Below are 19,991 nucleotides of genomic sequence, written 5' to 3'. Positions count from 1 at the left end.
CATGCAGAAAAATCTGCCCGCGGCCACCTACGGCTTGCCCTCCCCACCGACCCAAGGACCTCATTTGTCTTACGACCTGACGCTCTACTGTCCGGGAAACCCCACCATTGAACAGGTGCTGCTTTTGGTGGGAAACACCCGCGGCCTGCACGCCGACCCATCCAACACAAACGACACCGGTGTGGTGGTGCTTCGCGGAGTCAAACGCAGATACAGCTTCACCGTGGACGGCCCCTTCCCAGTCGAAGCCGAGGACCTCCCCGACGAGATCACCGCGCTCTTACCTGACGCCACCACGATGTTCCAGGTCTTGGTCGAAGGAACCCAAGAGGCTGAGATCCCGTACGGTGTTCGCTTTGCCCGGAAGCTGGCTAAAGCGTGCCACGGCATGGTTATGGACGAACAAACGGCCGAGGCATGGCCACAGCCCAGAACGGCCAAAGAACAACCACCACAGACGGAAGAACAGAGGGAACGCCTGGACGTCTGGCTGAGCTGGTTGCTCCTGGAAGATGACCTCCCAGCAGACTTCCTCGAACGCTACCTTCAGATAGCCCAAGAAGTCCTTCCTGAAGCCGTTCCGGTGCGCTTTGGTAAGTACGAACCCCTCTATAGGCGGTTCGATACGGACGGCGTTTCGGGATTCGTCAACGAGTACTACGACAGCGAAGCCAATGATTGGGACGTTTACTACAAGAACCCCGGCCCAGTCACTTTCGGAAAAATCGAAGGTCCCCAACGGGCCAGAGGCGTTCCGTTCACCCAAATCACACTGGTCGCTGATGGCAGTTCTCTTGCCGATGACAGGTTAAGTACCGACCTTCGACGGTTCTTTCTCAGGGTTGCAACCGAGCTCGGTGCTGTCTACGGCTCAGCTGAAGTGGAAAGAGGCCAGGATATGCAGCGTCGTTCCCTCTTTTATTTACCTCCGTTGCAATGGGTGGGATTTCCGCCGTACCCGCTGTGGTGGGTTTGGGCCGGCCCTAGGCTCACGCCGGAGATTGGGCGGTTCCTTGGGCCCGCGGCATCCGAGCACTCCGGAGGGCTGTTCCGTGCATTCAGCGACCAACCACTCGACCGCCGCCAACTCGCCGATGCACTCGGTCCCGAAAACCTGCCATGGATCCCGGCCCAATACTCTGCAACCTACTCCGATGAGTACATGAAGGTGGCACCGCTCGCTGTCGCGCCGGTGATCCCTGAGGTCCTCCGCAACCGCGAACCAATCGACCTTCCCCCAGGCATCTACAACCCACCAAGGAAGGCCTAAGTTACTGTGGATCGGCAGTAGCCGGCCAAAGGTGACACTTAGCACCGCGAAAACACCGCCATATAACGCTGTGATTCACAATTGGGGCGAGACGTGCTGAACGGCCAATTTTCGGCCCGGTCAGGGTTAGTCCCTGCGGGCTCTAACTGCATGCACGAGGCGCCCCGCGAAGTAGACGACGGCGACCACGCTCACCGTCGCCAAAATCCACGTGCCATCCATGCTGAGCGCGGGGCCGCTAGTACACATGCTCGTAGCGCCAGACTCGATTGTGTAGTCAACGCACTCGCCCCGTTTATACCCCAGAAGCGTTATGTTCACGGTGATCAAGAGGAGGATCGCGACGGCCCAAGGCCACCATCGCGGTGAACGGAATCGCAGCGTTTCACCCATACGGTCACCCTACTGATCGGGCCATCAAATTTCTGCCCCCTTCAACGTTCGGCTCAAGGGAAGACCAGCGCAGAAGCATCAGCCCCATCTTTCCCCCCTCGAGCAAAGCTAAAAGGTGATCAGATCGAAATAGAGGTTCCGACGGAACCCCTATTTTTGTGATTCGCATATGGGGACAATCAGGGAATGGCACGTTCCAGAATAGGAGGTCGTGAGATGCCTCAACAGGATTCGCCGCGTCCGACAACTGCGGCCAAAACCCCCGCCTCGTGCGTCGAGTGATCGTTAGCTTTGGATGCGCACTTGTAGCCGGTCTCCTGACGGTCCCCGCAGGATCAGCCGGTCACTGCGGCTCTGCCAACGCAGACTGCACCATCTACCCAGTCAACGCCGTGGGTGTACCAACTGTTGACTCGATTTGGATTCCTTTCGCCCTCGTTGTGGGGGTCCTCGCCTTTACCATCATTGGATGGTGGAGAGAGTTTTCCAACGGTCCAGACTGATTTTCAGATGGCGCTGCACGCGGCCGTTTACGAGACTCTAGGCCAAGCCGAACGGCCCGGTCAGGGTAGCTTTCCCTTGCACGGTGCATACGTGGCCATATTGGGGCCAGACGTGCTGAACAGCCAGTTTTTGGCCCGGTCAGGGTTGACGATAAAGTCATGGAAAGTTTGCACATATCCCAATAAGAAGAGGTGCCAATGATCCCCTGGCCGGCCATTGTTGTCGCTACGATCACCGTCGGCGCCGCATTCTGGTGCCTTATTCTCCACTCCGTCGCGAACCAGCGTGGCGATCGGACTAAAGCCAGGAAATACCTACTGTTCACTGGAGTGTGGCTAGCGGGAACAGTCGTCGTGTTCGCCGTCGGGTTCTTTCCGTATTTGGCGTAGCTGAACCGTGAGAGAAGTCGTAAGGGTTTGACGGACGAGCGTCTCCTCAAAAGCAGCGGTTTCACTCCGAGGTGCTCGTTGCGCGCGGTAGCAACCTCTTCCACGGGCCGGTGACTCGGACCCGCTGCCCGGTCAGGGTAGCTTTCCACTGGGCTGCTCATTTCTTGCCACTTCCGGTCGCCCGCGCAAACCAGCCACTTTTTCGTCCCGCTCAGGGTTCGTCAGAAGGAGCCGGATAGCTTTGGCTTTACGTAGATCGAGGCAACTAATCCGAAGAGTGGCCGAAAGCTATCACGAGCACCCAATCGATTCTGAAAGCTGGGTCCAATCGCGTTGGACAATGGTTCCATGAGTGATCAGCCTTTCGAGTCCAAGTTCTCTTCCGAGGACCGCCCGTGGAAGGCTCCTGATGCCGAATTGATTGCGATTGCTAGAGAAAACGGCGTTACTCTGCAAGCCCTCCTCCTGGCCGTGCAAGACCATGCCCGCAGACTAGATGAGGCTCTGCGAGCCATGGGTGACTCAGGCATCTCTCCACTCGCAATCGCGGCTGACGCCGGCTTAGGTGAGGCGCATGTTTCGGCCGTACTCGCTGGCCGGACTACCCTGGACTTCCTTCTGGAGCTCTCAGGAACCGACTAGCCGACGCGACAGGGGCGAAGAGCGTGAATATCTTCTGTTTCGCTGAAGGTTCGGCCCCTGGGTTGGGGGAAGACAGCGAGACGTGCCTGTAAGAATGGGGCATGCCCGCGCGTAACTTTCCGATCAGACGGCTGGCCGAAGACGCGGCCCACGTTCTCGACCGCGGTCGGTGGCCTGGTGTCCTGCCTCCTGTCGCCCAGGTTCTAGACCAGGGGCTCGACCTGACTCCTGCCACTATCTTCGTAGGCGAAAATGGGTCGGGAAAATCCACTCTCGTGGAAGCCATCGCGCTGGCTTATGGTTTGTCTCCTGAAGGCGGATCTACAGGGGCCCGCCACAGCACCAGGTCTACCGAATCCGTACTCGCCGATCACCTGCAGCTTGTCCGAAACGCCGGCGCCACAAGACGCGGCTACTTCCTGCGGGCTGAAACCATGCACGGCTTCTTCACCTACCTCGAGAAAAACCCGAGCACCTCGGGTCCGGACATCTCGTTCCACGACATGTCACACGGAGAATCGTTCTTGGAACTGGCAGTGGATCGCTTCCGGGGACGCGGATTGTGGGTGCTCGATGAACCGGAATCCGCCCTGTCCTTCGCGGGATGCCTCAGCCTCCTGGCGGTGCTAAAAGATCTTCTTGCCGAAGGCTCCTCGCAAGTCATCATGTCCACACACTCCCCAGTTCTTGCAGCACTTCCCGGCGCGCAGATACTGGAAGTCGGCCCATGGGGACTTCGGCAGCAGGAATGGTCGGACCTCGATTTGGTTTCCAACTGGCGATCATTCCTAGACTCACCTGAAAGGTACCTGCGGCACCTTTAGGGCAGGTCCGTTCAGGCTTGGGCTTCCTGGACGAAGAGATCTCAACGAGATACCGGCGAGCGAGGGTCAGCCGATCGCTACGGTTTCACCTGGGTCAGAGTGCCCGCCCCCGTCGGTCCCAATCAGCTCTCCTAGCCTCTTCCTCTTCCCAGAAATGGCCGTCATGCTGGCGAACGTACAGATCGCTGTCTGCTCCGTCGACGGGTGCACATGAAGAAGAGCAGCGGTGAAATGGCGGTTTGGGAGCCCTTGTGCAATGGCAGAACGCCATGCAAGAGTGCACCATCAGTTGGCGGCGGTTTACACGGAAACCCCGTCCGGACGCTCAAGGGGGAAGCATTGAAAACTCGAAAACTCGGCGCGATCGGCGTCGTTGCTGCATTGGCATTGCCCGCCAAGTGAATGAATCCATCCAGGCTGGGGTCGCGCGCACCCTCAGCACAATTCCAGTCGGTGTGTCTCGGCAAATGACCGCCACCGAGTATCAGGTGCGCGTGGCCGAGGTCCTCAACCTTTTCGACATCGAAGCGGTGGGCGACGAAACGGGAATTCGTTACGGGGGCGAGGGCGTTGAGCTGGAAGATCAGCCCCTAGAAGCGGCCATCCGCATACTCATTGGGAAGCGATTCGGCATCCCGGAATTCACAAATGTGAGCGAGCCAGGCATGAGGCCCGCGTAGCGGGGCGTCGCTGACGTGGAAGCTGCGCTCGTTAACCGGCGTCTAGCCCGGAGCTCGTCCCACGGCGGAATCTGTACGCACGACTTTTTCGGTGCAACACTGCGTTGATGAAGATCCTCGAGTGGTGGCCTCTGGTCGATGCGGAAACACGCGGCTGGCTCATTGAGCACAACGGCGAGCCGCTGCCGCCGAATGTAGTCGCCGACATCATGGCGGTTACCGGCGGAACGACCGATTCTAAGTGGTGGGCTGGCGAATCAGCAGGCGGTCCCCAGCTTTCCGACGAGGCTGTGGATTGGATCGAGGCTGTCGCCAATGATGAGGAGCCGACTACCGGCTGAAATCTTTCGCCACGTCCCGCAGAGCGTCCCAAGACCGGCGTCGCACTGGCCGCTGGCGGAACCGACTTACGCAACGTTCTGAACCAGAGATTGGGACTCAGGCGCCGGCTTGCCTGTTCGCGGCCCGAGCGCCCTGGTGAGGGTGGACATGCTCACGCTGAGAGTCTCCGCGATCTCCTGCAGTTTCTTTCCCTGACGCCGCAGGTCCCTGGCTGCCGCAAGTTTCGTCGCCGTTCACCGCCGGCGGACGTCCGCCGAGTCGTCCCATGGCTTTCGCGGCCGCTAACCCTGCCCTCGTGCGTTCGGACAATCGGGAGCGTTCGTACTCTGCCAGAGACGGGAACATGTCGAAGATCAGCTTCCCGTGCGCGCTGGTCGTGTCCAGCCAGGGTTTCGGCTCACGATTCCCTTACGGGACAGCTCCATCCCGGGGTCTCACAACCTCAGTGCCGCGTATCCCCAGGGTTTTGCGATGCCGTCGCGGGCACCGCAATCGCGAGGCTTCCGGCGACGACAGCGATCACCGCTCTAGTACGGTCAATGGTCTTGCGACACTTCGGGGATTCTCTGGAAAGAGGGTGGAACTAAAATGACCAAACTATCAGCGCGGACAAGGGGCTTGACTGGGCAGGGATGTCCATAGCATCAATGAATTCAAAAGGATATTCAAGCGCCCGTTTCATTAGGTGTGGGGCACGACTGACCGGCTCGGTTCCGGTGGGCCCCAGCTCGCTGCAGCAAGCCTTTCGGACTTATCTCTTGTCTGCGTTTTCCATGGCAGCCCGTCGAGACCTGGTGACTGCTAGTCCGGTAGCGCTTCCTGCTGCGGCCAGGAAGAAGAGCAGCACCAGCAACGGACCGGACATCCCTGGGAAGAGCGGGTTGCGGCCGGTAAGGAAGATTGAAGCCAGTAAGCCCACGATCGAGATGCAAAATATCAGACCTAGTGCTCTCTGGATGCGGCGCTGGCGAGTCGGCAATGACTTGTTAGAAGTAGTCATGGACTTATTCTATCCGGTTGACTGTTAGCAAAATTGACAAGCTTGTAAATAATGGGGGAGTTTGCATTAAAATACGAAAGTTTGTTGGAATTCTGTCTGCTGGATTTCTCGTCGTCGCTGGCGCCACTGCTACTTCGCTGATGGAGGCGAAAGAGGCCTAAGCCTCGATTTGTGGGTACTCACAAGAGGTCCGCACCTACAACTCCATGCTCGCCTGGCTGGGTGTCGCATCCATACTCGTTCCTTGGGGGGGAACATGAAAATGATCAAAACAATGCTGACTGCCACCCTTGTCGCAGGCCTCACCGGATGTTCCTACACCGGTGCACCGGAGGACTCGGCAACCGACAGTCCTGTCGACCCCACCTCAACCTCCACTCCCGCACCGGAGAGCGGCCAGCCGCAGGTATTTGAGGGAAAATTCGTGTCACGGGCAGCCATGACGCGCGGCACTGTCACCCTGACGGTAACTCCCTCGAAGGTGGAACTGGAACTGGCTGAGTTCTCGACCGGAGACGCCGAGGATCTGTACGTGCATCTCAACCCTGGCACGCTGGAGCCTTCGGCCATCGGAGAACTCGGACTAAATACCCCGTAGACATTTGTCGTGGCACCCCTGAAGTCCCGAATGGGCACCCAGTACTACGATCTGACGGCCGAGTGGCCGTCTCCCGGTGGTCGCGGCTTCCCCATTGGCATTTCAATCCTCCGACCGCCCATTCTTGGCCGCTATGAGCGATATGTGCTGAAGGGCGCATTTTTCGGTCGGTCAGGGTTCTCGGGCCATGACTCGCTGAAGGTGAGCATTTGCACCTGCAGTAGGCTTGCGATGTCCTCGGACAAGCGAATCTTTGGGGGAAGAACTATGGATATTGTCGTGGCTGCCGTATTTATGGCCATTTTCTTTTATGTCCTCTATGGGGTTATCCGTGCGGCGACGCGCGACGGAATCATTGCTGCCCGGCAAAGCTGGAAGGCTGATGCTACTCAGGATGGCCAAGAGGTGACGCATGACGAGCCCGCATCTTGACCAGTGGACTCTCAGCGACCACAATTACCGCCGTTCAGAAGTGACGGCTTTCGTCGGGAGCGGCGACGTGGTTTGGCAGCGTGTCGCTCAGGAAGTGCTCCTCTGGAAGATAAAAACCGCGAGTGGGTTTCTCGTAGACCCCCCGGGCCCTGTATCGCCGGGCGACCGGGTCGTCGTAACTGCGCGCCTGGGTGGCCTCACCGTCGTCGAACCAGTCCAAGTCATCGACGTGGTCCAAGAACCCGCGAGATCCGGGTTTTCGTACCGCACCATGCCTGGGCACCCCGTCGATGGAGAGGAAGCGTTTTTCGTTCACCGTCGTGGCGAGGAAGTGCACCTCACCGTTCGCTCGCTCACGCGAGCGGCATCACGACAGCCATGGCGGCGACTCTTCCCGCTCCTCCTGATTGCACAGCGGCTTGTTCGGAGGCGGTACCTACGCGCGCTGCGGTGACGGACGGAACGGCTGCAACCCGGGCCCCGGCCTGTGCACTGGGTTGATTGACGCTGTTCCACAAAGGGTTCCGTTCCCTCGAACCGCTCGTTCTTGGCCGCTGTGGGCTCGTTGAAGCGGAAGGCACCGCGAGTCATCGTGGGCTGTCATCGCTGATGGGCTTCAGGATCCGCCATGTGCCGAGGCTACAAGCGGCCTCGAGATTTGCGAAGCAATCCCCTGGATTGGTGGCTCCTGTGACTCGCAGCGTCTTTTTATCCGTCGGTAATTCTCACTCCGGCGACGGCCCCTGTCCAAGGACCCGTCGGGTCGTGTCGCATCAGCATTGCGGCGACGTATCCCTCCTGCAACTCAACAACCTGCGACAAGGCGCCTGAGCAATCAAGATCGAGCGACAACAGCTCCTTTGACCCGGGGCGGGAGAGGAACACTTGCGCGTCCGGAATACCCACGCAAGCCGCCGTGACGGTGTACCGGCCGGCGGTCTGCACTTTTACGGTCTTGCTGAAACCAACCCCTGGTCCGTCGGCAGGGCCGGAGTCTTCAAGGAGCACGGAGCCTTGGGCCACTGCGAGGCTCTTCTCCAGTTCGGCGTAGTTGCGCGTTTCGGCTTCCAGTATCTCCGGACCCTTCGTTGGGACGGAAGGAGCGGGGCGACTGCTGCGCTCCGCGGTTGCCGTCGGATCGCCGACATCCTCATAGGTGCAGGCTGCCAGGACACCGGCCAGCAGCATGCTCAGGACTGTCGCCGCAGCACTACGGACTAGTCTCGTTCCCCCACCACCTGACATGGGCTGAGTCTACGGTCCGTTCGCCGAAAGACAAGTCACACGCGTTCCCATAGCGTTGTGAGCCCAAAGCTGCCAAGAGCGTGCGGAATGGGTGGCATCAAAAGAACGTCAACTGCCGATTTCCTCTAAATCAGGGTGGCAATAATCGTCCAGAGGACGGTGGCGATTCCAGTGGCTATCGCGGGCCTGTTCCACTTGGAAATGATGCTTCCTTGTTCAGTCGAGTCCAGGCTCGCCTCTGGAGCTAATCAGTCCGCTTTGGTAGCTTCAACGCATGGCCATCAAACTTGAGAACGTCGGTATCGCCGTTCGCGACCTCGAAGCAACAATCGCCTTTTTCACCGACCTTGGGCTCACGGTCGTCGGGCGCGACACGGTCAGCGGAGAGTGGACCGATACTGCCGTCGGGCTGGATGGCAACCACTCCAAGATTGCAATGCTGCAGACCCCCGACGGTCATGGTCAACTTGAGCTCTTCGAATACATCCACCCCAAAGCGATCGAGTCGAACCCAACTCGTCCCAACGACATCGGCATGCACCGCGTGGCCTTCTCGGTCGACGACATAGACAAAGCCCTTGAGATAGCTGCGAAGCACGGATGCCGTCCGCTACGCGGCGTGGCGACCTACCGCGACGAATATAAACTCACGTACCTCCGCGGTCCCAGCGGAATCCTCGTGATGCTCGCCGAGAAACTGAAGAAGGACTGACACCCGGACCGGTCCGCTCTCCCCGATCCTTCCAGTTTTCTGGGCGGAGGTGGACGGGGCGGAAGTTTGCCATTAACAATCCAAAACCGTTGCTGTCCGGGCCTCCCGCAGGGCACCATCGAGACATGACCAAATACCTCATCTCCTTCCCGAGCGAAGCCATGGTGATCACCGCCGACGAGTTCCCGATCGTCTCCGCAGAAGCCCACGCTGTGATCGAGGAGGCGAAGGCTGCGGGCGTCTACGTATTCGGCGGTGGGATCGACGAAGAAGTCGATCCCGTGCTGGTTTCCGCTGACGGGTCGGTGAGCCCCGAGATCTATCCGGAATCCGAACTCAAGGGCGGGTTCACCGTGTTGGAGCTCCCGACGCGCCAGGACGCGGTCGAGTGGGCAAGGAAGATCGCGGTGGCCTGCCGTTGCTCGCAAGAACTCCGCGAATTCATGTATGACCCGGAGAGCTAGCTGTAGCCGCCTTCGGCAACCGGCACGATGCCCGTTGCGCACCGCGTCGGCTGCCTGATAGCTTTCCGGTCAATCGGCAGGAGGTGAGACCCATGAACGCAGTATCCAAGTGGGCGCTCCCCTGCATTCCACCACCGCGCGACTGAGGTAGTCGTCGCCGGGAGCGCCGCCAGGCAATCCCCGAAAGGCGACTCCCATGGACACAACCGCAAGACGGATGAGCGCCGTGCGTGAGCGAGCGCTGGTCCTGGGTGGTGGCGGATCGACAGGCAATGCGTGGCTGATCGGCGTCATCGCCGGCCTGTTCAACACCGGGCTGGACGTCACCACAGCCGACCTCACCATTGGGACGTCAGCAGGCCCGACGGCGGCGGCCCAGATAGCTGGCGCGACCCCGGCCGAGCTACTCGCCGCCGTTCTTGCTGCTGTGCTCCCGCAACGGACTGGTCCGGCCAGGTCCGACGGTGGACGCGTTCCCATTGGGCCGGTGGCCGACCACATGCGGAGACACCCGCTATATCGACGGCGAGCTGGTTACGGCCAAGGCAGAGCCGTTGCCGAGCATCTCACCGAATTCTGGCGCTGAGGCCCTGCCATGGTTAGTCACCGCGTTCTTCTATGCCCGCGCTTGGCTGGTCCTGCTGAACTTCATCCGGGGACATTGCGGCGTGCCTTCCGGACGGCGCTCTCCTGACAACGGGCACAGCTGCTGTGTCGAAGAACTGATATTCCGTCGCGGGGACGCGGATTGTTCCGGCGGCTTCTGCCTTCCCCCGGATGAAATCGTGGTCGTCTCGCGAAAGTACAATCTGCCCGTGTTGATCGTGCTCGATGGCTTCGTGGGCGCCTTTGCTGATCTTGGCCGACACAGTACGGGGCACAACCAGGCATCCGGGATTTTCCAGAAGCCAGGTCCGGGTCTCGGAATCGAGACGGTCCCACTCGTCCTTAAGGCTCATACCCGTGCGCGCCCTTCCATTCCGGCTTGTCTTGAGGTGAATTCCGTCCAGAGTACGCCTCCAGTCAATCGGTTGACAGTTCTTTCACCGTTCCGGGTAACGCCAGTCCCTCCCTCGCCCCGGGGCGAAGGCGTAGCGTGAGGGGAGGTTCCTTGCCTCCCGCCGCGCAAGGATTAGGCCAGACGAGGCCGAAACGGCCCACCTTCCTGAACCCGAAGGCGCGGGACTTCTCCGCCGACTGGGAACGCGCGGCGGATGACATCGTCGCTGTCCTGCGGTCCACCGCCGGGAAAAACCCGTACGACAAGGACCTCACGGACCTGATCGGTGAACTCTTAACCCGAAGCGAAGAGTTCCGCACCCGGTGGGCACGGCACGATGTGAAGTACCACCGCGCCGGCCGGAAGCGTCGGCCCGGCCGTCGACGGAATCGACGCGATCGTGTTCACCACGGCACCACCACCAGCGAACGGACGTGCGGGACAACGACTACACCGGCGTCGCCAACACGCTCAAAGACTTGGACGGCCGCCGGACGGATGACCGGGCTGCCCTAATCAACCCGGCGTAGGAGGCTCGCGGCAGCGAGCTGTTCTGAAACGTAGAACACGAAGGGCGGGATGTCACCGGTCCTTGCCAGGACGGCGCCGGAGCCGAGTGCGGCGAGGCCTACGGCGGTGGCTTCCTTCCCCCTGCCGGGCAGGGAAGCCAGGGCACCGGAAAGTGAACCCAGGGCGGCCACGTGCAGCCACGAGTAGGCAAGGAACGGCCACCCGGGAAGGCCGTGCGCGGCGAAGCGCTCAAGATCCGAAGCGCGCATGGCGAGCTGGGACACGAACAACGGCGCCCCCGCGGCGAGCGCGACGGCGGCGGCGGCCGCAAAGACCCTTGACCTTCCGGGGGGAAGGGCAAGAGCCACCCGCGCGAAGGCGGCAGGCACGGCCGCGGTGCCTGCCGCGGCGATGTGCTGCCCGAGGACCCATGAACGCTTCCCTCTGCGGAGCATCTCGAGCCGTCGAACGGAGTCCTGCTCGAGGTACACGCCCGGCACCGGGCTGATGCCGACCAGCCACACGCCAGCCGAGACGAGGGCCGCAGCCGCAGGCCGCCTGACGCGTTCCAAGTCGATGCTGGACATTCCGTTCCCCTTCCGCGGCTCCCCGTTTAGGCCAAGGATGGGGCATGGAACTATCCAAGACAAGGGCCAGACCTCCGCAGGCGCGCGGACGTCCGGAGCACATCGGTCGCAGGGCGACGATCATCCTCCCGGGCCTACGTCGGAGGTTGTGAGGATGACGAGTTGCCGGGTCGCGCGGGTCATCGCGACGTAGCGGTCCACGGCTCCTTCGATGCCCGCGCCAAACGCCTCCGGGTCGATGAGGACCACCAGGTCAAACTCCAGTCCCTTCGACAGCTCCGGGGTCAGCGACCGGACGCGTGCGGTCGCCCGGAAAGAACTGCGCCCGGTGTCGCTCGGGCCGATGACACAGGCAACCCCGTCGGCATGCGCGGCGACCCAGCTGTCGAGGATCGAGCCCAGCTCCGACGCGAATCCGTGGACCACCGGGATGCCGCTGCTGCGGATGGACAGGGGCACGCTGGCGTCAGGGATCACGGCCCGGATGACTGGTTCGGCTTCCGTCATGACCTCCTCCGGCGTCCGGTAGTTGATGCTGAGGGTGGCCAGGTTCACGTCAGTCATTCCGACCCGGCGGAGCCGTTCCTGCCAGGATTCCGTGAAGCCGTGCCTGGCCTGGGCGCGGTCTCCGACGACGGTGAAACTCCGGGACGGGCAGCGGAGCAGCAGCATCTGCCACTCCGCGTCGGTCAGCTCCTGCGCTTCGTCGATGACGATGTGGGCGAACGGGCCGGCGAGCAGGTCGGGGTCGGTGCCCGGCAGCGCGTCCACATCGGCCAGTTTGTCCTGCATATCCTGCCCGCGCAGCATCGACATCACCAGCAGTTCGGAATCGTCCGCGGCGACCAGATCGTCAACCACCCGGTCCATGAGCTCACGCTCTGCGGCCAGGGCGGCGTCCTGCTGACGCTTGCGCCGTGACGCCCCGGGGTCGCCGAGCCGTTGCCGGGCCGCGTCCAGGAGCGGCACATCGGACACAGTCCAGGCCTTGGGGTCCTGGCGCCGCAACATCCTGACCTCGTCCGGGCTCAGCCAGGGTGCGCACAGGCGCAGGTAGGCGGGTACCGTCCAGAGGTCGCCAACAAGGTCGGTGTACCGGAGCAGCGGCCATGCCCTGCTGAAGGCTTGGACCAACTCCGCGTTCTGCGCAAGCGCCCTGCGGAGCACGTCCTCCGGGACGTCGTCTCCGTCGTCGTGCTTGTCTGAGAGGATCTTGAGTATCTCCTCCCAGACTTCGTCGCGTGCCTCGTTGTGCGGTGTGCCCGGGGCGGGCGACTCGAACGCCTCGGCCCATTCCTCAGCACTGAGCCAGACGTCGGCCCACGGCGTTTCAACCTCCATTCCCTGCGCGGGCGGCTCCTCATAGAACCTGACGGCACGCTCGATCGCTTTCACCATGTCCGCCGACGACTTGAGGCGGGCAACGTTCGGGTCGGTCTCGATCCCTGCTGCGGCGCCCTCGGGGATGAGGTCCCGCAGGGTGCAGGTCTGCACGCCCTCCTCGCCAAGGCTGGGAAGAACATCGGCGACATAAGCCAAGTAGGGCCGGTGCGGACCGATAAACAGGACGCTGCTCTGCCGGTGGCTCCCCCGGCGGCCAATGCGCGGGTCGGAGTACAGGAGGTAGGCGGAGCGGTGCAGGGCAACGACGGTTTTGCCCGTGCCCGGACCGCCCTCGACAACCAGGGCGCCGCGGGACGATGCCCGGATGATGGCGTCCTGGTCTGCCTGGATCGTGCCGAGAACGTCTTGCATCCGGGCAGACCGGCTGCTCCCCAGACTGGCGATGAAGGCGGACAGGTCCTCGAGGGCTGCGTGTCCTTCGAGCCCGTCCGGCGTGAACGCTTCGTCCCAGTAGTCGCTGATCCGGCCCCGGGTCCACCGATATCGGCGTCGGCCCGCCAGGCCCATCGGGTTGGCGTAGGTCGCGCCAAAGAACGGCTCAGCGGCAGGCGAACGCCAGTCGACAAGCAGCCTGCGGCCCCCGCTGTCCGTCAGGCCGAGCCGCCCGATGTACACGGGCTCGTGGTTATCCGCGGTGACGATGCGGCCAAGGCACAGGTCCAGACCGAAGCGGCGCAGGGCGCGCAGGCGCGAGGTCAGCCGACGGACTTCCACGTCCCGCTCCATCGCCTCCTGGCCCAGGCGGCCGGGCGCCTTCCGCGCTGCGTCCAGACGGCCGGCCAGGTCGGCGATGGACTGTTCCAGGCTCTCGGCGATAGCCGCGAACTGCCGCTCATCGCCGGCGATCAGCGCAGGGTCCGACTTTGGCGCCAGATGGCTGGGGAGGTTGAATGCACTGGTGGTCAGGGGCATGTCATCAGCTCCTTTCCGGGCTGGGCACGTGGGGGACGAAACGCAGGTCCCCCACTTTGGCTCTCAATTCTGCGCCACCTCCCGGGCCTTGCGGCAAGCCCCCTGGTGTGCCATAGATTGAAAGTAGGGAGGAGAGTGTGTCGGCTTACTGTCTGGGCTGAATACTCCGGCGGGACGATACTCCGCGGCTATCTGGTGGGAAGGCGCACGGCAGACACGCTTAATTTCCGCTACTCACGTGTCAGTACGGACAGGCTGACGGCCAACGGCTGGCGGTAGCTGCCGGCGAAGGTCAGGGCCTGCGGAGGAACTCCCGCACTGCCCCGACGTACTCCGCGGTCCGCGTTGCCATGACCCCGTGGCCCGCGCCCGCGAAAAGCCGGACCTCGGCCGCTGGATAGAGCGCGCGGAGGGCCGCACGCGCCCGGGGTGAGAATGCTTCGTCCCGCTCGGATTCGATCAGCAGCACCGGCGCCGGCGGTGTGCCGGAGGCGGGCACCCGCTGCACCGCCTCGGCCGGCAGATGCGCGAAGTCGTTCATCTCCCGCAGCGCGGACAGCAGGTCCTCCTTGCCCAGCCGGCTGAGGATGTCCCGCAGCAGTGCGTCCCAGAACTTCGAGTCGTCATTCGCGCCCGGGACAAACCAGCGGTGCCAGTTCCAGCCGGTCAGGAAACGCACGGCGTCTTCAGGAAGCACGGCGAGGAAGCGGATAAGGAGCGGGAGCACCGGGAGCGGGGCCGCGGCCGGGCCCCCGGTGTTCGCCAGCACGAGGCGGCGCACGCGTTCGGGATGCCGGCGGGCGAAGACCTGCGCCACAAACCCGCCGAACGACGAGCCCAGCACATCCGCCTGTTTGACCCCCTCGGCGTCGAGGATGGCTGCCAGTCCGTCCGCCAGCCCGGCGATCCCGGCGCCGGCGGGATATGCCGGCGCAAGGACACGAAAGTCCCGTTCCAGCGCCTCGATCAGCAGCAGGTACATGTCAGGCATCCTGGTCCCGCCGGGGGGCAGAAGCAGCACCTGCTCCCCCGAGCCGCCGGCGAGGTAGCGCCAACGCACGCCGCCGACGTCGAGCGTGCGGTACCGGTGGCCGGCACGGAAAGCGGCAAGTTTGGCCTCCAGAGCCGAAGCGGTGGGCCTTTCTTCCCCGCGGCGGCGGTGGGATGCGCGGCGGGGCGCCGGCGCGGGGACGCTTTCGCTCTTTCCCGGGGGCGGAGGACGGCCTTCGATGAAGCGGCCGACGACGGCGTCGTATTCGGTCGGGTGGGTGACCGCCGCCCAGTGGCCGCCCTGTCCGAAAATGTGGGCCCTGGCGCCGGGATAGGTGGCCAGCAAGGCTTCGCGTTCGCGTGGTGTGAACCCGCGGTCGTCGGACGAAGCAATCAGCAGCACGTCATCCGGTCGCTCGAAGACCGAGGCGGCGGCATAAGTGTCCGGGTGCGCCGCCAGATCCAGGAGCACTGCCAGCCGCGCCAGGGCCGATGGTCTGGTGTGTGCTGCGAAGAGGTCTTCCGTATAAGCGCTGAGGAAAGCACGCTCATCCTCCTCGGCCCCTTCGAGAAGCCGCGCAATCCTGGGACGGTAGAAAGCGGCGAGGGCGGGCCTGGGCAACACCGAGAACAGGCGGACGAAGGCGCTCACCAAACGCGTGTGGCCACGGGTGTAGAGGCCGAACCCGGAAAGGACGAGCTTGTCCACCCGCTGCGGATAGCGGCGGGCAAAGGCATGGGCGACGCCGGCACCAAGGGAGTGGCCGAAAACGTTCGCGGACGGGATGCCTTCGGCGTCGAGAATGGCCGCGATTCCGGTCAGGAGGTCGGCCATAGTCCGCACCGCGGGATACGAGGGGGCGATTACCCGGAAGCGGGGTTCGAAATTCGTGATCGTGCGGAACGCAGACTCGCCGAATGAGAAGCCCCCGCCCAGGACGAGAAGTGCAGGCCCGGCTTCCTCCGCGCCCGGCGGTACCGGTCCAGAGATGTACTTCCATTCGACGCCGCCGACACTCAGCGATCGGTACGGGTGGGTGGTCCGGAACGCCCGTAGCTCGGCATAGCCGTCCATGGATCCTCCCGCCGGATGGCCTGATAGCAGGGAGCCTACGCCGCCGATTCCGGGCGCCGCAAGGGACGATGCGCGCCCGCCAAGGACCCAGGGCTCGTCCACTCGATAGCTATTTTAGAAAGTTGTAGCGTTTGAGTTGCGAAGGTCCGTCTGTCCCCCATAGGCGGACCTTCGTTATGCGCCGAAGCCCTCACCAGATTCTGTTCAGAACGATTCTGTTCAGAACGCCGAGGCGACCAGCGCGATCAGGGCGGGCACAGTAGCCGCGAGCGTCCCGGGAATGCTGTCCCCCTTCTTCGGGTAGTGCCCCAAGGCATCGGCCAGTGCCATGGTGGCCCCGCCCAGGACCATGTAGGCGCAGCAGTAAGTGACCAGCGTCCGGCCGACCACTTCGCTCCCGGTATTCAGGAACACCAGGCCCGCAATGACCCCCAAGGCTATGAGAAGGTTCCGGAAGCCCACAGGAATAGCCCACATCATGACGGCGGGGACGTTTTCGGCCGGGGTGCTCAGGAACTTTTGCACTGCTGGGCGGCGCAGGAAGAAGGCCTCGAGCGGAAACACCGCGATATAGATCAGGGCCTCAAGCAGGGCGAACAGCTGGGCAACTGCGTTCATGCTCGAAGCGTACGTCTCGGGTGGAGGCCCTTCCCATCCCCGGCTGAGGGGGTTCCGCCAGGGTGCGGAAGATCCCCGGATCAGGGGATTGCAGTCCGCCGCCGGCGGCGGATACTGGAAGCATGTGGGCAGATCGCGCAGAGCGGGCCCGGCAGGAGATCGCCGCGATGGCGGCCACCGGCATGGGCGTGGCTGAACTGCACGCCGCAGCGCTCGCCGTCGTGCATGAAACCGTACCTTTTCAGCAGGCCTGCTGGGCCGGCGTCGACCCCGCAACCCTGATCATGACCTCAATCACCAACTGGCCGCCCTGGCCGACGCCCGATGAATACGGCGTGCGCTTCGCCGAGACTGAGTACGCCGGCACGGAGCCGAACCCCTTCGCGCAGCTCACCCGGCGGACGATGCCGGCCGCCCGGCTGTCCGATGTACCGCACCGCGATGTGGTCAGGAGCGTGCGACTCAACGACCTACTCCGCCCGCAGGGCCTGGAGCACGAACTGCGTGCGGTATTCCGGACCGATGACGTGTGCTGGGCCGTGGGCGGACTGTTCCGTGAGACGGGTCCGGACTTCACTGACCGGGAAGTGGAATTCCTGAGTTCCATCGCAGCGACCCTGTCCGCCGCCACCCGAATCGCGGTGCGCGTGGAGCGCCACGTGATGCGCGGCCCGGCCGGTCCCATAATCGTCCTGGTGGGACCGCGCGGAGAGGTGCGTGCCGCCACGCCTGCCGCGGCAACCTGGCTGGCGGAACTGGATGACCGGGCTCCCGGCCGTTTCGGCATGACCCTGTATTCCGTGGTGGGCGCCGCAAAGGCTGCTGCGTCCGGGACGGCCCGCATGAGGATGCGCGACGCCGGGGACCACTGGGTGGTGCTGCAGGCCAGCCGGCTCATCACCGGAGACGACCCTGGCCAGATGGTGGTCACGGTGGAACCCGCCACCACGCACGAAATGGTCACCCTCCTGCTCGCCGCCTACGGCGTCACGCCCCGGGAGCGGGACGTCTGCCTCGAGGTGGTCGCCGGCTCGGCGACGGCGGACATCGCCGAGCACCTGTACATCTCGCCGCATACGGTGCACGACCACCTGAAGTCCCTCTTTGAAAAGGTGGGAGTCGGGAGCCGCGGGGAACTGGTGGCCAGGCTGCTCACCTGAGCCTGGGCCGGCGCGGTCGGGTGGCGTCTACGTCAGTGATTCAACCGACGTACCCCGGCCTTGCAGGAGCATCTTCCGGCCGTTGCCGCCATCAGCCCAGACCCAGAGGACCGATCCGTCCTTGGTGGAGTCATCCACAACGCCGGTGCCGGTCATGTGCCCGTCGGCGAAGCGGACGTGTTCGCCGGTCCGGAACCGCTCGTGCTTGGTCCGCTTCCGGGACGTCCGGACCGGCGGGAGGCTTGCAGTCCCGGGCTCTCCGCGGGTATCCGGGATGTCCTGGTCATTGCTCATCGCTGCTCTCCTGGGATCGAAACCGGGTGTCTCCCGGCGGCCTGCGCCGACCCACTGAAGATGAGCCGGCATCAACTAATGCCAGCCCATTACGACCCTGCCTGCTGCTCTCAGGTCACGTGACGCGCACGTAGTGGTTGCCAGCGTAGCCGTGCCCCGGGTATCCGGAACAAACTCCAGCCGAAGAACCGGATTGTGACCGGCACCGGCGGGCGCGGCTGAACGGCTACTGCCCGTCGTACCAGTCGAGCACCCGCAGTGCCCTGAGGGTGTTCCAGCGGCTCGGGCGTCCGTCACCGTCCTCCATGGCGAAGTGGATCCGGCCGGGGTGCGTATTTTCCAGCAGCCAGGTGCTATCGCGCTGCCGTTTTGAGCGGAGCACCTCCACTGCTTCAGAGACGCGTTCGTCCGGACGGTTGCCGACGGCGCGGAAGTAGTCGAGCCCGCGCAGGGCGTCGTAGAACCAGCGGGTCGGGTAGGAGAACTCCAGCCAGTCACGGTCGATCAGCTCACCGGTGGTCTTGCGCCGGAGGAGTCCGCGTTCCAGCAGGTATTCCTCGCCGCGCTGCCTGGCCGCAGCTGAGCCCGGCGATCCGCCGGTGGCGCGCTCGTACTCCAGCAGGCCCTCCAGAACGTTGATCGTCGTCCCGAACGACGAGCGCACCGAGCCCCGTTCCGCCTCACAGTTCCACCCGCCGTCGGCGAGCTGCTCACGCAGCAGGCGCTCCACCACGCCGTCGACGTTTTCGCCGAAGTACGCGCCGAGTGCCACGGCCATGCCGTTGATGCACGGCTCCACTTCACCGTCGAAGAACGGCTGGCCCCCTTCCTCCCAACGGCTGTTTTCGCGCACGAGCTCCACGGCGCGGCCGGCCTGGCCGCTGCGCGGGTCCAGCCCGAAATCCCGCAGCAGCAACAGGCTGTATGTGGTCGCCGTCCAGGGCTGGCCTTTGTCCGACTCGTCGAACTGTGCCGGGAAGTACGTGCCGCCGTCCCACTGGCCGTTTTCCTCCTGCAGCTCCAGCAGGCGGGCGCCCCAGCCCTGGGTGGCTACGCGGTCACGTTCGGCCTGCACCTCCTCGGGCGGTGCGCCCGTGAGGTCACGGAGGACCTGCCAGCGGATCGCGGGGTCGGAGTCAAGCAGCCAGTCGAGCGCCTCCATCCCCACAAGCTAGCACCCTGTGGGCTACCGCTCCAGCTTCGCCTGCTCCGATGTCCAGCCCTGCTGGTGGAAGCGCTCGAACCCGTCCAGGAGGAGGTCGAGCGCGAACTCGAACTCGAACTGGTCGTCGCAGCCCTGCGAAACCACTGACCCGTCGTCGTGATTCGCAGCCATGGCCACCTGCAGGATGTTCGGATACCGCTTTGCCATCTCCTGGAGCATGGCCGCCTGCACTTCAGGCGCCGGGTCGGCCGGCACCGCGTTGGCTGAATCGTCGAACAACTCCTGGGTAAACCCCCACATGCGGCTGCCGAGTGCATGCATCACGTGATGCGTGAGATCGACGGAAAAACCGCCGGCCAGAAACATGCCGATGAACGAATCCATGTAGCCAAGGACCGCCGGTGTCCTGGTGGTGCGGGATTCAAGCACCTGGCGGGCCCACGGATGCCGCAGCAAGGACCTCCTCGCCGACAGGACTCTCAGCCGCGCCGCGTTCTTCCAGCCGGCGTCGCTGACGGGAGGATCGATTTCGGCAACAAGCACGTCCACCATGCCGTCAAGGAGCTCCTCCTTGTTGGCGACGTGTTTGTACAGCGCCATCGGCACAACGCCTAGCTCCTGCGCCAGCCTTCTCATGCTGAGTGACTCGATACCCGCCTCATCGGCCAGTACGACGGCGGCAGTCAGGACGCGGTCCCGGTTCAGCGGGATCCGGCGCGTGGCTTCCGCCTGCTGAGTCATGTGGGCACCTTACCTAGCCGATTCTTGTCAACGAGTGTAC

At 63.5% G+C, this 19,991-nt stretch carries 21 protein-coding genes and 1 pseudogene; 12 read left to right on the top strand and 10 right to left on the bottom strand.

Annotated elements, in window-relative coordinates; translation table 11 throughout:
* The first annotated feature begins 64 nt into the window (after positions 1-64).
* The 4 genes from ACSQ12_RS02550 (at position 65) to ACSQ12_RS02535 (ending at position 5,043) form a co-directional block, all read left to right on the top strand.
* Complete coding sequence (locus ACSQ12_RS02550; protein WP_436064206.1) at positions 65-1,270, top strand: hypothetical protein; 1,206 nt, start codon at positions 65-67, stop codon at positions 1,268-1,270.
* 2,029 nt (positions 1,271-3,299) lie between these two features.
* A complete protein-coding gene (locus ACSQ12_RS02545; RefSeq protein ID WP_436064205.1) occupies positions 3,300-4,022 on the top strand; it encodes an AAA family ATPase in 723 nt (240 codons plus the stop codon).
* Positions 4,023-4,489: 467 nt separating this feature from the next.
* The gene (locus tag ACSQ12_RS02540; RefSeq protein ID WP_436064204.1) at positions 4,490-4,702 is read left to right on the top strand and encodes a hypothetical protein; all 213 of its coding nucleotides are present in this window, start codon (positions 4,490-4,492) and stop codon (positions 4,700-4,702) included.
* Between the two features lie 107 nt (positions 4,703-4,809).
* Entirely contained in the window at positions 4,810-5,043 is a 234-nt protein-coding gene (locus ACSQ12_RS02535) for a hypothetical protein (RefSeq protein WP_436064203.1), read from the top strand.
* Between the two features lie 97 nt (positions 5,044-5,140).
* Here the strand turns inward: ACSQ12_RS02535 and ACSQ12_RS02530 are convergent, their stop codons facing one another.
* A complete protein-coding gene (locus ACSQ12_RS02530) occupies positions 5,141-5,389 on the bottom strand; it encodes a hypothetical protein (protein WP_436064202.1) in 249 nt (82 codons plus the stop codon).
* A gap of 911 nt (positions 5,390-6,300) precedes the next feature.
* Here ACSQ12_RS02530 and ACSQ12_RS02525 point away from each other — a divergent pair.
* Genes ACSQ12_RS02525 through ACSQ12_RS02515 form a run of 3 tightly spaced genes read left to right on the top strand, consistent with a single transcriptional unit; the run spans position 6,301 to position 7,528 of the window.
* Positions 6,301-6,642, top strand: a complete 342-nt coding sequence (locus ACSQ12_RS02525; RefSeq protein WP_436064201.1) for a hypothetical protein — start codon at positions 6,301-6,303, stop codon at positions 6,640-6,642.
* Positions 6,643-6,672: 30 nt separating this feature from the next.
* Entirely contained in the window at positions 6,673-7,074 is a 402-nt protein-coding gene (locus ACSQ12_RS02520; protein WP_436064200.1) for a hypothetical protein, read from the top strand.
* Positions 7,055-7,528, top strand: a complete 474-nt coding sequence (locus ACSQ12_RS02515; RefSeq protein WP_436064199.1) for a DUF1990 family protein — start codon at positions 7,055-7,057, stop codon at positions 7,526-7,528. The genes ACSQ12_RS02520 and ACSQ12_RS02515 overlap by 20 nt, the downstream gene beginning before the upstream one ends.
* Before the next feature lie 254 nt (positions 7,529-7,782).
* On the opposite strand, the gene ACSQ12_RS02510 is transcribed toward ACSQ12_RS02515, so the two are convergent.
* Positions 7,783-8,262, bottom strand: a complete 480-nt coding sequence (locus tag ACSQ12_RS02510) for a hypothetical protein (RefSeq protein ID WP_436064198.1) — start codon at positions 8,260-8,262, stop codon at positions 7,783-7,785.
* Positions 8,263-8,593: 331 nt separating this feature from the next.
* Here ACSQ12_RS02510 and ACSQ12_RS02505 point away from each other — a divergent pair, with 331 nt between their 5' ends.
* From ACSQ12_RS02505 to ACSQ12_RS02495, 3 genes are all read left to right on the top strand, one after another.
* Positions 8,594-9,031, top strand: a complete 438-nt coding sequence (locus ACSQ12_RS02505; protein WP_436064197.1) for a VOC family protein — start codon at positions 8,594-8,596, stop codon at positions 9,029-9,031.
* Positions 9,032-9,156: 125 nt separating this feature from the next.
* The gene (locus ACSQ12_RS02500) at positions 9,157-9,495 is read left to right on the top strand and encodes a YciI family protein (RefSeq protein ID WP_436064196.1); all 339 of its coding nucleotides are present in this window, start codon (positions 9,157-9,159) and stop codon (positions 9,493-9,495) included.
* Between the two features lie 196 nt (positions 9,496-9,691).
* Positions 9,692-10,081 (top strand): hypothetical protein, encoded by a 390-nt coding sequence (locus tag ACSQ12_RS02495; protein ID WP_436064195.1) that lies wholly within the window; start codon positions 9,692-9,694, stop codon positions 10,079-10,081.
* 13 nt (positions 10,082-10,094) lie between these two features.
* Here the strand turns inward: ACSQ12_RS02495 and ACSQ12_RS02490 are convergent, their stop codons facing one another.
* The gene (locus ACSQ12_RS02490) at positions 10,095-10,454 is read right to left on the bottom strand and encodes a hypothetical protein (RefSeq protein ID WP_436064194.1); all 360 of its coding nucleotides are present in this window, start codon (positions 10,452-10,454) and stop codon (positions 10,095-10,097) included.
* A 194-nt stretch (positions 10,455-10,648) separates the two neighbouring features.
* Between ACSQ12_RS02490 and ACSQ12_RS02485 the strand changes: the two are divergent.
* Positions 10,649-10,864 (top strand): annotated as a pseudogene (locus ACSQ12_RS02485) (MmyB family transcriptional regulator); the annotation flags it as partial.
* A gap of 143 nt (positions 10,865-11,007) precedes the next feature.
* Here the strand turns inward: ACSQ12_RS02485 and ACSQ12_RS02480 are convergent.
* The 4 genes from ACSQ12_RS02480 to ACSQ12_RS02465 form a co-directional block, all read right to left on the bottom strand.
* Positions 11,008-11,592, bottom strand: a complete 585-nt coding sequence (locus tag ACSQ12_RS02480; RefSeq protein ID WP_436064193.1) for a hypothetical protein — start codon at positions 11,590-11,592, stop codon at positions 11,008-11,010.
* Positions 11,593-11,712: 120 nt separating this feature from the next.
* Positions 11,713-13,908: an RNA polymerase recycling motor ATPase HelR gene (helR, locus tag ACSQ12_RS02475; protein WP_436064192.1), complete on the bottom strand. Its 2,196-nt coding sequence runs from the start codon at positions 13,906-13,908 to the stop codon at positions 11,713-11,715.
* A gap of 292 nt (positions 13,909-14,200) precedes the next feature.
* Entirely contained in the window at positions 14,201-15,973 is a 1,773-nt protein-coding gene (locus ACSQ12_RS02470) for an alpha/beta fold hydrolase (RefSeq protein WP_436064191.1), read from the bottom strand.
* A gap of 219 nt (positions 15,974-16,192) precedes the next feature.
* Positions 16,193-16,591, bottom strand: coding sequence for a DUF1304 domain-containing protein (locus ACSQ12_RS02465; protein WP_209747747.1), 399 nt, complete (start codon positions 16,589-16,591; stop codon positions 16,193-16,195).
* A 122-nt stretch (positions 16,592-16,713) separates the two neighbouring features.
* Between ACSQ12_RS02465 and ACSQ12_RS02460 the strand changes: the two genes are divergently transcribed.
* Positions 16,714-17,751: a helix-turn-helix transcriptional regulator gene (locus ACSQ12_RS02460; protein WP_436064190.1), complete on the top strand. Its 1,038-nt coding sequence runs from the start codon at positions 16,714-16,716 to the stop codon at positions 17,749-17,751.
* Between the two features lie 27 nt (positions 17,752-17,778).
* Here ACSQ12_RS02460 and ACSQ12_RS02455 read toward each other — a convergent pair whose 3' ends face one another.
* The 3 genes from ACSQ12_RS02455 to ACSQ12_RS02445 form a co-directional block, all read right to left on the bottom strand.
* On the bottom strand, positions 17,779-18,045 hold the full coding sequence (locus tag ACSQ12_RS02455; RefSeq protein WP_436064189.1) for a hypothetical protein: 267 nt from the start codon (positions 18,043-18,045) through the stop codon (positions 17,779-17,781).
* A 226-nt stretch (positions 18,046-18,271) separates the two neighbouring features.
* Positions 18,272-19,207 carry a hypothetical protein gene (locus ACSQ12_RS02450; RefSeq protein ID WP_436064188.1) on the bottom strand — a complete coding sequence of 312 codons (936 nt, stop codon included), beginning with the start codon at positions 19,205-19,207 and terminating at the stop codon, positions 18,272-18,274.
* Positions 19,208-19,231: 24 nt separating this feature from the next.
* Complete coding sequence (locus ACSQ12_RS02445; protein WP_436064187.1) at positions 19,232-19,951, bottom strand: TetR/AcrR family transcriptional regulator; 720 nt, start codon at positions 19,949-19,951, stop codon at positions 19,232-19,234.
* Between the last annotated feature and the right edge of the window lie 40 nt (positions 19,952-19,991).

The sequence above is a fragment of the Arthrobacter sp. LjRoot14 genome, from assembly GCF_964253905.1.
GTDB lineage: Bacteria > Actinomycetota > Actinomycetes > Actinomycetales > Micrococcaceae > Arthrobacter.
Note: the sequence above shows the minus strand (reverse complement) of the source record. Positions and strands in the feature narration are given on the sequence as shown.

Excerpts from the sequence above, each read along its gene's own strand:
- ACSQ12_RS02545 (WP_436064205.1), top strand. The coding sequence starts at position 3,300 with ATGCCCGCGCGTAACTTTCCGATCAGACGGCTGGCCGAAGACGCGGCC.
- ACSQ12_RS02540 (WP_436064204.1), top strand. The coding sequence starts at position 4,490 with ATGACCGCCACCGAGTATCAGGTGCGCGTGGCCGAGGTCCTCAACCTT.
- ACSQ12_RS02535 (WP_436064203.1), top strand. The coding sequence starts at position 4,810 with ATGAAGATCCTCGAGTGGTGGCCTCTGGTCGATGCGGAAACACGCGGC.
- ACSQ12_RS02530 (WP_436064202.1), bottom strand. The coding sequence starts at position 5,389 with ATGTTCCCGTCTCTGGCAGAGTACGAACGCTCCCGATTGTCCGAACGC.
- ACSQ12_RS02525 (WP_436064201.1), top strand. The coding sequence starts at position 6,301 with ATGAAAATGATCAAAACAATGCTGACTGCCACCCTTGTCGCAGGCCTC.
- ACSQ12_RS02520 (WP_436064200.1), top strand. The coding sequence starts at position 6,673 with ATGGGCACCCAGTACTACGATCTGACGGCCGAGTGGCCGTCTCCCGGT.
- ACSQ12_RS02515 (WP_436064199.1), top strand. The coding sequence starts at position 7,055 with ATGACGAGCCCGCATCTTGACCAGTGGACTCTCAGCGACCACAATTAC.
- ACSQ12_RS02510 (WP_436064198.1), bottom strand. The coding sequence starts at position 8,262 with ATGCTGCTGGCCGGTGTCCTGGCAGCCTGCACCTATGAGGATGTCGGC.
- ACSQ12_RS02505 (WP_436064197.1), top strand. The coding sequence starts at position 8,594 with ATGGCCATCAAACTTGAGAACGTCGGTATCGCCGTTCGCGACCTCGAA.
- ACSQ12_RS02500 (WP_436064196.1), top strand. The coding sequence starts at position 9,157 with ATGACCAAATACCTCATCTCCTTCCCGAGCGAAGCCATGGTGATCACC.
- ACSQ12_RS02495 (WP_436064195.1), top strand. The coding sequence starts at position 9,692 with ATGGACACAACCGCAAGACGGATGAGCGCCGTGCGTGAGCGAGCGCTG.
- ACSQ12_RS02490 (WP_436064194.1), bottom strand. The coding sequence starts at position 10,454 with ATGAGCCTTAAGGACGAGTGGGACCGTCTCGATTCCGAGACCCGGACC.
- ACSQ12_RS02480 (WP_436064193.1), bottom strand. The coding sequence starts at position 11,592 with ATGTCCAGCATCGACTTGGAACGCGTCAGGCGGCCTGCGGCTGCGGCC.
- helR (WP_436064192.1), bottom strand. The coding sequence starts at position 13,908 with ATGCCCCTGACCACCAGTGCATTCAACCTCCCCAGCCATCTGGCGCCA.
- ACSQ12_RS02470 (WP_436064191.1), bottom strand. The coding sequence starts at position 15,973 with ATGGACGGCTATGCCGAGCTACGGGCGTTCCGGACCACCCACCCGTAC.
- ACSQ12_RS02465 (WP_209747747.1), bottom strand. The coding sequence starts at position 16,591 with ATGAACGCAGTTGCCCAGCTGTTCGCCCTGCTTGAGGCCCTGATCTAT.
- ACSQ12_RS02460 (WP_436064190.1), top strand. The coding sequence starts at position 16,714 with ATGTGGGCAGATCGCGCAGAGCGGGCCCGGCAGGAGATCGCCGCGATG.
- ACSQ12_RS02455 (WP_436064189.1), bottom strand. The coding sequence starts at position 18,045 with ATGAGCAATGACCAGGACATCCCGGATACCCGCGGAGAGCCCGGGACT.
- ACSQ12_RS02450 (WP_436064188.1), bottom strand. The coding sequence starts at position 19,207 with ATGGAGGCGCTCGACTGGCTGCTTGACTCCGACCCCGCGATCCGCTGG.
- ACSQ12_RS02445 (WP_436064187.1), bottom strand. The coding sequence starts at position 19,951 with ATGACTCAGCAGGCGGAAGCCACGCGCCGGATCCCGCTGAACCGGGAC.